The organism is Streptomyces sp. NPDC002181, assembly GCF_042890485.1.
Classification (GTDB): domain Bacteria; phylum Actinomycetota; class Actinomycetes; order Streptomycetales; family Streptomycetaceae; genus Streptomyces.
Genome location: NZ_JBIASC010000001.1, coordinates 1109982 through 1121720, shown reverse-complemented (window position 1 = coordinate 1121720; position 11739 = coordinate 1109982). Strand labels below are relative to the sequence as shown.

Here is an 11739-nt window from a genome sequence, read left to right as displayed (position 1 = left end):
CTGACCCCCGCGGCCACCACCCTGGCCGCCGCGGCGACGGGCCACGGGTTCCTCTCCCCGACCGGCGTCGAGATCGCGTTCCTCCTCGTCGGCCTCGCCACGCTCGGCGCGGCCGTCGTCACCGTCACCACCAAGCAGCTCGTGCACGCGGCCCTCTGGCTGGTCGTCGCCCTCGGCGGCATCGCCGTCGAGTACCTGCTGCTGACCGCCGAGTTCATCGCCTGGGTCCAGGTCCTGATCTACCTCGGCTCCGTGGTCGTCCTCCTCCTCTTCGGGCTGATGCTCACCAAGGCCCCCATCGGCCGCTCCCCGGACGCCGACTCGAACAACCGCTGGGTGGCCCTCGGCGTCGCCCTCGTCGCGGCCGCCGCCCTCGTGTGGGTCGTCGTCGACGCCTTCCGCACCACGTGGATCGACCTCGACGGACCCGTCCAGGGCTCGACGAAGGTCACCGGCGAGATCCTCTTCCAGCACTGGGTGCTGCCCTTCGAAGCGCTCTCCGTCCTCCTCCTCGCGGCCCTGATCGGCGCCATCGTGCTCTCCCGCAGGGACGCCGCCGCCGGGTCCGAAGACACCACGAAGGGGCAGCAGCGCTGATGCACCTCGCCTACCCCGCCGTGCTCGCGGCGCTCCTCTTCTGCACGGGCCTGTACGGAGTGCTCGCCCGCCGCAACGCCATCCTGGTCCTGATGTCCGTCGAGCTGATGCTCAACGCCGTCAACCTCAACCTGGTGGCCTTCGACGTCTGGCTGCGCGACGCCCTGCACGCCGGCCAGGCCCTCACCCTCTTCACGATCGCCATCGCCGCCGCCGAGATCGGCATCGGCCTCGCGATCGTGCTGATGGTGTACCGCAACCGCGGCACCTCGGACGTAGACCGGCTGCGCGACACCGCAGAAGGCCACGAGCCCGATCCGAACGCCCCGAACGCCCCGAACAACCAGAGCGAGGTCACCGCGTGAGCACCACGACCCTCGCCGTCCTCGTCCCGCTCCTGCCCTTCCTGGGCGCGGTCGCGGGACTGCTGCTCGGCCGCACCGCCCCCGGATTCGTCCGGCCCCTCGCCGTGCTGCCGGCCCTGGCCTCGGCCGTACTGGCCGTGGTCGTCGCCGTCCGCCAGGGCGGCGGCAAGCCGATCGTCGCCTCGACGGAGCTGACCCCGACCGGCTCGGTGCCGATCGACCTCGCGCTCTACCTGAACGGGTTCGCCGTCCTGGTCGCCGTGCTGGTCGGCGTCGTCGCCACCTGCGTACAGCTCTACTCCACCGCGTACCTCCGCGAGGACCCGCGCTACCCCTCGTACGCCGCCCTGGTCTCGCTCTTCACCTCCGCCATGCTGCTCGTCGTCTACTCCGGCGACCTGATGGTGCTGCTGGTCGGCTGGGAGGTCATGGGCATCTGCTCGTACTTCCTCGTCGGCCACTACTGGGAGACCGAGGCGGCCCGCTCCGCCTCCCTCAAGGCCTTCCTCGTCACCAAGCTGGGCGACGTCCCCTTCCTGATCGGCCTGTTCGCGCTCGCCACCGACGCCGGCTCCTTCGAGATCCCCAAGATCCTGGGCACCGTCGCCGCGGGCGGGCTCGACCACCCGACGCTGATCGCGCTGCTGCTGCTCGCCGGAGTCGCGGGCAAGTCCGCGCAGTTCCCGCTGCACACCTGGCTCCCCGACGCCATGGCGGGCCCCACCCCGGTGTCCGCGCTGATCCACGCCGCGACGATGGTCGCCGCCGGTGTCTACTTCGTCGCCCGCCTCCTCCCGGTCTTCGAGGCCTCGCAGGCCGCGATGGTGGTCATGGCCGTCATGGCGGCCGTCACGATGATCGGCTCCGGCCTCGCCGCCCTGGCCCAGGACGACATCAAGCGCGTGCTCGCCTACTCCACGATCGGCCAGCTCGGCTACATGACCGGGGCCCTGGCCGTCGGCGACCGCGGCGCCGCCGTCTTCCACCTCCTGTCCCACGGCGCCTTCAAGGCGCTCCTGTTCCTCGGCGCGGGCGTGATCATCCACGCCGCCGGGACGAACTCCCTGGCCGCCATGTCCCGCATGGACGGCCTGGCCAAGCGCATCCCCGACGCCTTCTGGACCATGACGATCGCGCTGCTCGCGCTCGCCGCGATCCCGCCCTTCGCCGGCTTCTTCTCCAAGGAAGCCGTCCTCGTCGCCGCCGAGCACGCCGCCGGCGGGCACACGGAGGCCGCTCCCAGCGCAGCCGGCTGGCTCGTCCTCGTCGCGGGCGTACTGACCGCCCTGCTCACCGCCGCCTACGCCACCCGGCTGTGGCTGATGGCCTTCCGCGGCCGGGGCACGGCCGCCCCCGACCACGGCAAGGAGCCCGTCGCCATGACCGGCGTGCTGTGGCTGCTCGCGGTCCCGTCCATCGGACTCGGCCTCGCCGCCGGCCCGATCGCCGACTGGTTCGACGGCAACGGGCTCACCCCCACGCCCGTCACCTCCGTCCTCGGCACCGGAGCCGCCGCCGTCGGCGCGGTCCTGACGTACGCCCTGTGGCAGCGGGCCGCCGCCAAGGCCGCCGCGGCTCCCGCCACGGCCGCACCCGCCCCCGGCGCCACCATCGCCGCGGCCGAGCAGCCCGCCGCCGTCGCCGCCACGGTGTCCGCGGCCACCGCCGCGGCCGAATCCGCCGCCGAGACGCCCGAGGTCGCGGAGGTCACCCACGAGCACCCCGCCGTCCCGGCCGGCCCCGCCGCCGACCCCGGCCGGGCGCTGCTCGGGCCCCTGCACCGCCACGCGGCCGACGGCTTCCACCTCGACGCCGTCTACGACCGGCTGTTCGTCCGACCCGTCCGCGCCGCCGCGAGCCTCGTCCGCTTCCTCGACCGCGAGGTCGTGGACACCTACGTCAGCGGCGCGGGCGCCGGCCCCCGGCTGCTCGGCAGCCTCGTACGCCGGGCCCAGACCGGCAACGTGCAGAGCTACCTGAGCGCCCTGCTCGCCGGCGCCGTGGTCCTGGCGATCGCCACCGCCGTCCTCGCCAACGTCAACGCCGGATCGTGAGCCGTGAGTCAGCCGTGATTGATATCAGCCCGTCCGTGATGCAGTTCCTCCTGGCGTTCGTCGTGGCCGCACCGCTCCTCGGCGCCCTCGCGGCCCTCCTGCCCGCCCCGCCCGGACTCAAGGGCAAGAGCCCCGAACAGGCCGTGCTGCGCCACGGAGTGACCGTGACCGGCGTGATCCTCGCCGCGGCCATCGCCCTCGCCCTGGGCTTCGACCACGACGCCCCGGCCCGCTTCCAGGCGACCACGGACATCAGCTGGATCCAGGCGCTGAACGTGCGGATCCACCTCGGCATCGACGGCATCTCGCTCCCCCTCCTCCTGATGACCGCGCTGCTGTTCTTCCTCTGCGCGCTCTACAGCTACTTCAAGCTCCCCGAAGGCCCCTCCCCGAAGGCCTTCGTCGCCCTGCTGCTCGTCCTCGAATCCGGCACCCTCGCGACCTTCGCCGTCCTCGACCTGCTGCTGTTCTTCCTCGCCTTCGAGATGGTCCTCATCCCGATGTACTTCCTCATCGCCCGCTGGGGCGGCGCTCAGAGGCAGGCCGCCGCCTGGAAGTTCATCCTCTACACCCTCCTCGGCTCCGTGGTCATGCTCCTCGGACTGCTGCTCATCGGACTGAACAGCGGCACCTTCGACATGGTGGCACTCGCCTCCGACAACGGCCGCGAACTGACCCACACCACCCAGCTCCTGGCCGTCCTCGCCATCGGGATCGGCCTGGCCGTGAAGACCCCGATGTGGCCGCTGCACAGCTGGCTGCCCGACGCCCACACGGCCGCGCCCACCGTCGGCTCCGTCCTGCTGGCCGGCGTCCTGCTCAAGATGGGCACCTACGGGTTCGTCCGCATCCTGCTGCCCGTCACCCCCGACGGCATGGCCACCTTCGCCCCCTACCTGGGCGCCTTCGCCGCCGTCGGCATCGTCTACGGGTCGCTCGCCTGCCTCTGGCTCGCCCGCAAGGGCAACAAGGGCGACCTCAAGCGCCTCATCGCGTACTCGTCCGTCGGCCACATGGGCTTCGTGCTCCTCGGCATCGCCTCCATGACCCCCACCGGAGTCAACGGCGCGCTGTTCGCGAACATCGCCCACGGCCTGATCACCGGCCTCCTCTTCTTCCTGGTCGGCGCCCTCAAGGACCGTTACGGCACCGCCGACCTCGACACCCTCGCCGGAGCCACCGGCGCCGCCCTCTACGGCCGCGCCCCCCGCCTCGGCGCCTTCCTCGCCTTCGCCGCCGTCGCCTCGCTCGGCCTGCCCGGCCTGGCCGGCTTCTGGGGCGAGATGCTGGCTCTGTTCGGCGCGTTCGAGCCGGCGCAGGGGCTCTCCCGGCCCGCCTTCCTCACGTACACGGCCTTCGGCGCGTTCGGCACCCTGCTCACCGCCGCCTACCTGCTGACCGTCGTACGGCGCGTCTGCATGGGCGACCCCGCGGCCCGGCCGGAGCCCGCACCGGGACCGGCGTCCGGGCCGGCGCTCGAACTCGCCGACATCCAGCGCTACGAGTTCGCCGCCTGGACCCCGCTCGTGGCCCTCACCGTCCTCGCCGGCCTGTGGCCCGCCGTCCTCCTCGGCCTCACCGACCCGGCCGTCCAGAAGCTCCTCGCAGGAGGCAACGCATGACGGCCATGACGGCCATGACGGCCCTGCCCACCACGGCCGCGGCCGCGGCACCGGCCGCCGGGGCCGCGAGCCTCGTCCAGAGCGTCGACTGGCTCGCGATCACCCCGGTGGTCCTGCCCGCCGCCGTCGCCCTGGTCGTCCTGGTCGCCGACCTCTTCGTACCGGAGCGCCGCAAGCCGCTGCTCGGCTGGCTCTCCGTCGTCGGCCTCGCCGCCGCGACCGCCGCCCTGATCCCGCTGCGCGCCGGCGACCGCGCCACCTTCTGCCTCGCCACCGACCCCGGCGCGTGCAGCTACACCGCCGACCACTTCGCGCTCGTCATCCAGTTCCTCGTGCTGGCCGGAGCCCTGGTCACGGCCCTGCTGTCGGTCACCGCGGTCCGCGACGCGCGCATGCCGGCCGGCGAGTACTGGTTCCTGCTGCTGTCCTCCGCGGCGGGAGCCGCCCTGCTGCCCGCCTCCCGCGACCTCGCCACCCTGATCGTCGCCCTCGAAGTCGCCTCGCTGCCGGCCTTCGCGCTCGTCGGCATGCGCCGCGGCGACCGCCTCTCCTCCGAGGCCGCCCTCAAGTTCTTCCTGTCCTCCGTCACCGCCACCGCCGTGTCGCTGATGGGCGTCAGCTTCGTCTACGCCGCCACCGGATCCCTGCACCTCACCCAGGTCGCCGACCGGCTCGAAGACGTCCCCGGGCAGCTCGACACCCTCGCCATGGCCGGCGTCGCGCTCACCCTCGTCGGCTTCGCCTTCAAGACCGCCGCCGTCCCCTTCCACTTCTGGGTCCCGGACACCTACGTCGGCGCGCCGCTGCCCATCGCGGGCTACCTCTCCGTGATCGGCAAGGCCGTCGGCTTCACCGGGCTCATCCTCGTCACGGTGATCGCCTTCCCGGCGTACTCCGAGATCTGGGGCCCGGCCCTCGCCGTCCTCGCCGCGCTCACCATGACGCTCGGCAACGCCGCCGCCGTGCGCCAGCGCGCCGACCGGCAGAACAGCGCGGTCCGGCTCCTCGCCTGGTCCTCCGTCGGCCAGGCCGGCTACCTGCTCGTCCCGATCGCCGCCGCCGCGTACTCCGGCCGCGACCAGATCGGCTCCACCGTCGCGTACGCCCTGATGTACGGCGCCGTGAACCTCGGCGCCTTCGCCGTGGCGGCCCTGGTCGCCCGCACGAAGCCGCAGAACCGCATCAGCGACTACCGCGGCCTGTACGCGCAGCGCCCGGCCGCCGCCCTCGCGCTGGCGTTCTTCCTGCTCTGCCTGGCCGGCCTGCCGCCGGGCCTCATCGGCCTCTTCGCCAAGGTCACCGTCTTCCGCTCGGCCGTCGACGCGGGCCTGGGCTGGCTGGCCGTGGTCATGGCGGTCAACGTCGTCATCGCCCTGTACTACTACCTGCGCTGGACGGCGCTGCTCTTCCGCGCACCCGAGGCCCCCGCCGAAGGCGTCCGTACGAAGGCCCCGTGGCCGGTCTCCGCCGCGATCGCGGTCACGGCCGTCGTCGCCGTGGTGCTCTCGGTCGCCCCGCAGCTGGTCCTGCGCTTCGCGTCGGGCAGCCTGTTCCCGCTGTAGCCCGCCGTGCCCGCCGTACCGCGCGGCCCGCGCGCGGGCACCGCACCGGCAGACCCGTACGCCATGACCCGTACGGCCCAACGGCCGCCGCGGGCCCTCCGTACGCCCGCCGTCCCGGCCTCCCGGGCGGCGGCACCGCCGCGCCCTGGGAACCAGACGCCCTCACCTCGCGTTGAGCGGTGAGGGAGGGTCCACTGGACCGTAGACCCTCAGAACCAGGACGGGGCTCCCCTGCCGCACCATTTGGAGGGCGTACCGTGCACCGCCGGCACAACGGGCTGAAGACCGCCGTACTCCTCGGCGGGCTGTCCGCACTCATCATCGTCATCGGGAGTTTCTTCGGGCGGGGCGGCCTGATCATCGCCGTCCTCGTCGCCCTCGGGACGAACGCGTACGCGTACTGGAACAGCGACAAGCTGGCTCTACGCGCGATGCGCGCCCGTCCCGTCAGCGAGTTCGAGGCCCCGCAGCTCTACCGCATGGTGCGCGAGCTCTCCACGTCCGCGCGCCAGCCCATGCCCCGGCTCTACATCTCGCCGACCGAGGCGCCGAACGCGTTCGCCACCGGCCGCAATCCGCGCAACGCGGCCGTCTGCTGCACCGAGGGGATCCTGCGCATCCTCGACGAGCGCGAGCTGCGCGGGGTCATCGGCCACGAGCTGAGCCACGTCTACAACCGCGACATCCTGATCTCGTCCGTCGCCGGAGCCCTGGCCTCCGTCATCATGTTCCTCGTGAACTTCGCCTGGCTGATCCCCATCGGCCGGTCCAACGACGACGAGGGGCCCGGCATCCTCGGCATGCTGCTGATCATGATCCTGGGCCCGCTGGCGGCCTCCGTGATCCAGCTGGCGATCAGCCGCTCGCGCGAGTACGAGGCGGACGCGTCCGGCGCCCAGCTCACCGGCGACCCGCTCGCCCTGGCCAGTGCCCTGCGCAAGCTGGACGCGGGCGTCAAGCAGCTCCCGCTGCCCCCCGAACCCAGGCTGGAGACCGCGAGCCACATGATGATCGCCAACCCTTTCCGCCCGGGCCAGGGCCTTTCTAAGATGTTCTCGACGCACCCTCCGATGGCCGAGCGCATCGCCCGGCTCGAACAGATGGCAGGACACGGCCGATGAAGACCATCCTCAACGTCATTTGGCTCGTCCTCAGCGGCATCTGGCTGTTCCTGGGCTACTGCCTGGCGGGCGTCCTCCTGTGCATCACGATCATCGGGATCCCGTTCGGCATCGCGGCCTTCCGCATCGCCGTGTACGCCCTGTGGCCCTTCGGCTACACCACGGTGGAGCGTCATGACGCGGGCGCCGGATCCTGCGTCGGCAACGTCCTGTGGCTGGTCCTCGCGGGCTGGTGGCTGGCCCTCGGCCACATCGTCACCGGCATCGCCCTGTGCGTGACGATCATCGGCATCCCGTTCGGCATCGCCAACTTCAAGATGGTCCCGCTGTCCCTGCTCCCGCTGGGCCGTGAGATCGTCCCGACCGACGCGCCGTTCGCGTCCCGGTAGGCGGCAGAGTCAGTGTCGTCCGCGCGTACGGCCACGACCCTCTCGGTCATCGTGCCGATGTACAACGAGGAAGAGGCCCTTCCCGCCCTGGTGGGCCGTCTGCGCCCGGTGCTCGACGACACCGGCGTCCCGTACGAGGTGCTGGCCGTCGACGACGGGAGCACCGACCGGACCGCCGAACTCCTGGAGAAGTTCCGTACGGACTGGCCCGAGCTGCGCATCGTCCGGCTGCGCGGCAACTCCGGCCACCAGGCCGCCCTGCGCGCCGGACTGCACAGCTCCGTCGGGGCGTACGTGGCCAGCATCGACGCCGACCTCCAGGACCCGCCGGAGAAGATCCCGGAGATGCTGGACCTGGCCCGGTCCGAGAGCCTCGACATCGTCTACGGCGTCCGCTCCGACCGCAGCACCGACACCGGCTTCAAGCGCCGCACCGCCGGTGCCTACTACTGGCTGATGCGGCGCATGGTCGGCAAGCAGGTGCCCGCGCAGGCCGGGGACTTCCGGCTGCTCAGCCGCGAGGCGGTGGAGGCCCTCAAGTCCCTGCCGGACCAGCACCAGGTCTACCGGCTGCTGGTGCCGTGGCTCGGTTTCCCGAGCGGGCAGGTGACGTACCGCCGGGGCGAGCGGGTGGCGGGCGAGACCAAGTACCCGCTGAGCAAGATGATCCGCCTCGCCGTGGACGGCATCACCAACTTCTCGGCCGCGCCGCTGCGGCTGGCGACCTGGCTCGGCGTCATCAGCTTCGTCACCTGCTTCGTGATGATCGCCTGGACGCTGGTGGTCTTCCTGCTCGGCAAGACCGTGCCCGGCTGGAGCTCGCTGTTCGTCGCCATGCTGTTCCTGGGCGGTGTGCAGCTGATCTGCGTGGGGCTGCTCGGCGAGTACATCGGCCGGATCTACACCGCGGTGCAGCGCCGTCCCACGTACTTCATCGGATACGACTCGGCGCGCGAGCAGGACATCGGCAAAGGGCCGGGACCCGGCGGGAACTGACGGCGGCTCCGGGGGCGTCGGCGCGGGTCGCCGCAGGTCGGGGCGATTGTCAGTGGCGTGGGTCACGATGGACGCATGACCGGGAACGGGAACGGGAACGAGCAGTTGCTGGAGCAAGTCGCCCGACGTGTACGCGGCTTCGGGCCCGCGGATCCGGAGACGGCCCCCTGGGCGGAGTTCAGATCGCGCGTCTGAGCCGGCCGCGCACCCCGTAGGCGGCCGCGCCCAGTGCCAGTACCGCTGCCCCCGCGAGTGCCGACGCGGCCGGCAGCGCGCAGGCCAGTACGACACAGCCGGACAGCCCGACCGCTGCCACGGCCCGGCCCTTGACACCTGAACCGAGCGTCCACGCGGAAGCGTTCGCGATCGCGTAGTAGGCCAGCACCCCGAAGGACGAGAAGCCGATCGCGCCCCGCAGGTCGGTGGTCGCCGCGAGCACCGCGACCACCGCCCCCACGGCGAGCTCCGCACGGTGGGGCACCCGGTGCCGGGGATGTACGGCGGCCAGCGCGCGGGGCAGGTGGCCGTCCCGGGCCATCGCCAGGGTGGTCCGCGACACCCCGAGCACCAGGGCCAGCAGGGAGCCCAGCGCCGCCAGGGCCGCCCCGACCCGGACCACGGGGGTCAGTCCCGGCACCCCTGCCGCCCGTACCGCGTCGGCCAGCGGGGCCGGCGAAGCCGCCAGGGCCCCGGCGCCCAGCACCGACAGAGCGGCCACCGCCACCGCCGCGTACACGAGCAGCGCGATCCCCAGGGCCACGGGCACCGCCCGCGGGATCGTCCGCTGCGGATCACGCACCTCCTCGCCCAGGGTGGTGATCCGGGCGTACCCCGCGAAGGCGAAGAACAGCAGCCCGGCCGCCTGCAACAGACCGCCGGCACCGGCCCCGCCCAGGCCGCCGAGCCGTCCCGGGTCCGCCGCGCCGGACGTCAGGCACACCACCACGACCCCGGCCAGCACGGCCAGTACCGCCGCCACGATCACCCGGGCGATCCGGGCGGACTTCTGCACGCCGCCGTAGCTCGCGGCGGTCAGCGCCACCACCGCCGCGACGGCCACGGCATGCCGGCGGCCGGGCCACACGTACGCCCCCACCGTGAGCGCCATCGCCGCGCACGAGGCGGTCTTGCCGATGACGAAGCCCCACCCCGCCAGGTACCCCCAGAACGGGCCGAGCCGCTCCCGCCCGTACACGTAGGTCCCCCCGGAAGCCGGATACCGGGCGGCCAGCCGCGCCGAGGAGTGCGCGTTGCAGTAGGCGATCAGGGCCGCCACCGCCAGGGCCGCGAGCAGCGCGCCGCCCGCGGGCCCCGCCGCGCCCGCCGCCGGGGCGAGGGCGGCGAAGATGCCCGCCCCGACCATGGCGCCCAGCCCGACGACGACGGCGTCGGCCACCCCCAGCGTGCGCTTCAGCTCGTTGTCCACGCCGCGGAGGGTAACTCCCCTAGATGACGCCTTCCCGGCCGGTCAGTGGCGTCCGCTTCTGCTCCCAGCCGTGGAGGGCCGTCAGGCAGGCGTGGTCGAGGTGGCGCAGCCCGCTCAGGTCGAGCCGTACGGGGTGGCCGGCGGGCAGGGCGTCCAGCTCGTCCAGCAGCTTCGGCAGCCTCAGGAAGCTGGCGCTCCCCAGGACCTGGACGTGGAGCTCCCCGCCTTCCCAGACCTCCTCGATGTGCACGTGGGAGGTCTCCCAGGCCGCCTTGACCACGGCGAGCCCCAGTCCGACCAGCACGCCTTCGAAGAGGTTGGTGGCCACGACCGCGGCGGCCGTGGCCACCAGCACCACCGCCTCGCCCCGGTGCGTCCGCCACAGGCCGGCGACGGCCCGGGCCGGCAGCAGCTTCCACCCTGCGTGCAGCAGCACCCCGGCCAGGGCGGCGAGGGGCACGATCCGGAGCAGTTGGGGGAGTGCGACGGCGAACAGCAGCAGCCAGCCGCCGTGCATGACCCGGGAGGCCCGGGTGCGGGCCCCGGCCTCGACGTTGGCGGCGCTGCGCACGATCACGGCGGTCATCGGCAGCGCCCCGAGCAGCCCGCAGACGGTGTTGCCGACTCCCTGGGCCATGAGCTCCTGGTCGTATTGGGTCCGCGGCCCGTCGTGCATCCGGTCCACGGCGGCCGCGCTGAACAGGGTCTCGGCGGAGGCGATCAGCGCCAGGGCGATCACGGTGCCGAGGGCCCCGGCGGAGGCCAGCAGCCCGAAGTCCGCCCAGCCGGGCGGGGCGACGGCCCCCAGCACTCCCGTCACGGTCACCTTGTCGACGGGCAGCCCCAGCACCACCGACGCGGCGGTGGCGGCCGCCACCCCGACCAGCGCGCCCGGTACGAGCCGCAGCCGGGCCGGCATCCGGCGCCAGGCCACGAGGATCGCGATGGTCCCGGCCCCGAGCGCCACGGCCGCCCAGTTCGCCTCCGCGGCGAGCGCCGGGACCGCGGCCAGCTTCTCCAGGGTCGCGCCGGGAGCCGGCACGCCGCCCAGGGCGTACAGCTGCCCCGCGATCAGCACGAGCCCGATCCCGGCGAGCATCCCGTGCACGACGGCGACGGAGATCGCCCGGAACCACCGCCCGAGCCGCAGCGCGCCCATGCACAGCTGGAGTACCCCGGCGGCCAGCACCAGGATCCCCAGTGCCCGGGCCCCGTGCGTGTGCACCGCTTCGTAGACGAGCACGGTGAGCCCGGCGGCGGGCCCGCTCACCTGGAGCGAGCTCCCCCGGAACCAGCCGGTGACCAGCCCGCCCACCACCCCGGTCACGATCCCCAGCTCCGCGGGTACACCGGAGGCGACGGCGACCCCCACGCACAGCGGCAGCGCGACGAGCGCGACCACGACGGACGCCCCGAAGTCCTCGCGAAACGTTCCGACTCCGGGCATCCGTGAACCTCCCCTGTCACGCGGCGATGAACACCGCCAGGTTGGCGGGCGCGTGCACGGTTGCCCAAGTGCTCATTGGGGGCTGGTGAGGCGCATGCGCCGCGCACTCCGGGCACATGATCCGCACGCCCCCGAAGCCGGGAGCAGCCCCCGCGAACAG

The 11739-nt window shown here is 73.0% G+C and carries 10 protein-coding genes; 8 read left to right on the top strand and 2 right to left on the bottom strand.

The window, feature by feature from the left end:
* The 8 genes from ACFYXV_RS05200 to ACFYXV_RS05165 all read left to right on the top strand — a co-directional run bounded on the left by ACFYXV_RS05200 (nt 1) and on the right by ACFYXV_RS05165 (nt 8706).
* Nucleotides 1-597: an NADH-quinone oxidoreductase subunit J gene (locus ACFYXV_RS05200; protein ID WP_389382122.1), complete on the top strand. Its 597-nt coding sequence runs from the start codon at nt 1-3 to the stop codon at nt 595-597.
* A complete protein-coding gene (nuoK, locus tag ACFYXV_RS05195; RefSeq protein WP_385472627.1) occupies nt 597-962 on the top strand; it encodes an NADH-quinone oxidoreductase subunit NuoK in 366 nt (121 codons plus the stop codon). Before ACFYXV_RS05200 ends, nuoK begins: the two co-directional genes overlap by 1 nt.
* Complete coding sequence (locus tag ACFYXV_RS05190) at nt 959-3016, top strand: NADH-quinone oxidoreductase subunit L (protein ID WP_389382024.1); 2058 nt, start codon at nt 959-961, stop codon at nt 3014-3016. Before nuoK ends, ACFYXV_RS05190 begins: the two co-directional genes overlap by 4 nt.
* A 38-nt stretch (nt 3017-3054) precedes the next feature.
* Nucleotides 3055-4638, top strand: a complete 1584-nt coding sequence (locus ACFYXV_RS05185) for a NuoM family protein (protein WP_389382121.1) — start codon at nt 3055-3057, stop codon at nt 4636-4638.
* A complete protein-coding gene (locus ACFYXV_RS05180) occupies nt 4635-6200 on the top strand; it encodes an NADH-quinone oxidoreductase subunit N (RefSeq protein WP_389382023.1) in 1566 nt (521 codons plus the stop codon). The genes ACFYXV_RS05185 and ACFYXV_RS05180 overlap by 4 nt, the downstream gene beginning before the upstream one ends.
* Nucleotides 6201-6457: 257 nt before the next feature.
* On the top strand, nt 6458-7321 hold the full coding sequence (gene htpX, locus ACFYXV_RS05175) for a zinc metalloprotease HtpX (RefSeq protein WP_383340325.1): 864 nt from the start codon (nt 6458-6460) through the stop codon (nt 7319-7321).
* Nucleotides 7318-7710 carry a YccF domain-containing protein gene (locus tag ACFYXV_RS05170; RefSeq protein ID WP_383340327.1) on the top strand — a complete coding sequence of 131 codons (393 nt, stop codon included), beginning with the start codon at nt 7318-7320 and terminating at the stop codon, nt 7708-7710. Before htpX ends, ACFYXV_RS05170 begins: the two co-directional genes overlap by 4 nt.
* Before the next feature lie 57 nt (nt 7711-7767).
* Nucleotides 7768-8706, top strand: coding sequence for a glycosyltransferase family 2 protein (locus ACFYXV_RS05165; protein WP_385472689.1), 939 nt, complete (start codon nt 7768-7770; stop codon nt 8704-8706).
* 178 nt (nt 8707-8884) lie between these two features.
* On the opposite strand, the gene ACFYXV_RS05160 is transcribed toward ACFYXV_RS05165, so the two are convergent.
* Both ACFYXV_RS05160 and ACFYXV_RS05155 read right to left on the bottom strand, forming a co-directional pair.
* Nucleotides 8885-10132, bottom strand: a complete 1248-nt coding sequence (locus ACFYXV_RS05160) for an APC family permease (RefSeq protein WP_385472615.1) — start codon at nt 10130-10132, stop codon at nt 8885-8887.
* Between the two features lie 19 nt (nt 10133-10151).
* Nucleotides 10152-11579 carry a SulP family inorganic anion transporter gene (locus tag ACFYXV_RS05155; RefSeq protein WP_385472611.1) on the bottom strand — a complete coding sequence of 476 codons (1428 nt, stop codon included), beginning with the start codon at nt 11577-11579 and terminating at the stop codon, nt 10152-10154.
* Nucleotides 11580-11739 lie beyond the last annotated feature (160 nt).

What these genes read in the sequence shown, in the direction of transcription:
- ACFYXV_RS05170 (WP_383340327.1), top strand. Translation starts at nt 7,318, where the DNA reads ATGAAGACCATCCTCAACGTCATTTGGCTCGTCCTCAGCGGCATCTGG.
- ACFYXV_RS05180 (WP_389382023.1), top strand. Translation starts at nt 4,635, where the DNA reads ATGACGGCCATGACGGCCATGACGGCCCTGCCCACCACGGCCGCGGCC.
- ACFYXV_RS05185 (WP_389382121.1), top strand. Translation starts at nt 3,055, where the DNA reads ATGCAGTTCCTCCTGGCGTTCGTCGTGGCCGCACCGCTCCTCGGCGCC.
- nuoK (WP_385472627.1), top strand. Translation starts at nt 597, where the DNA reads ATGCACCTCGCCTACCCCGCCGTGCTCGCGGCGCTCCTCTTCTGCACG.
- ACFYXV_RS05155 (WP_385472611.1), bottom strand. Translation starts at nt 11,579, where the DNA reads ATGCCCGGAGTCGGAACGTTTCGCGAGGACTTCGGGGCGTCCGTCGTG.
- ACFYXV_RS05165 (WP_385472689.1), top strand. Translation starts at nt 7,768, where the DNA reads ATGTACAACGAGGAAGAGGCCCTTCCCGCCCTGGTGGGCCGTCTGCGC.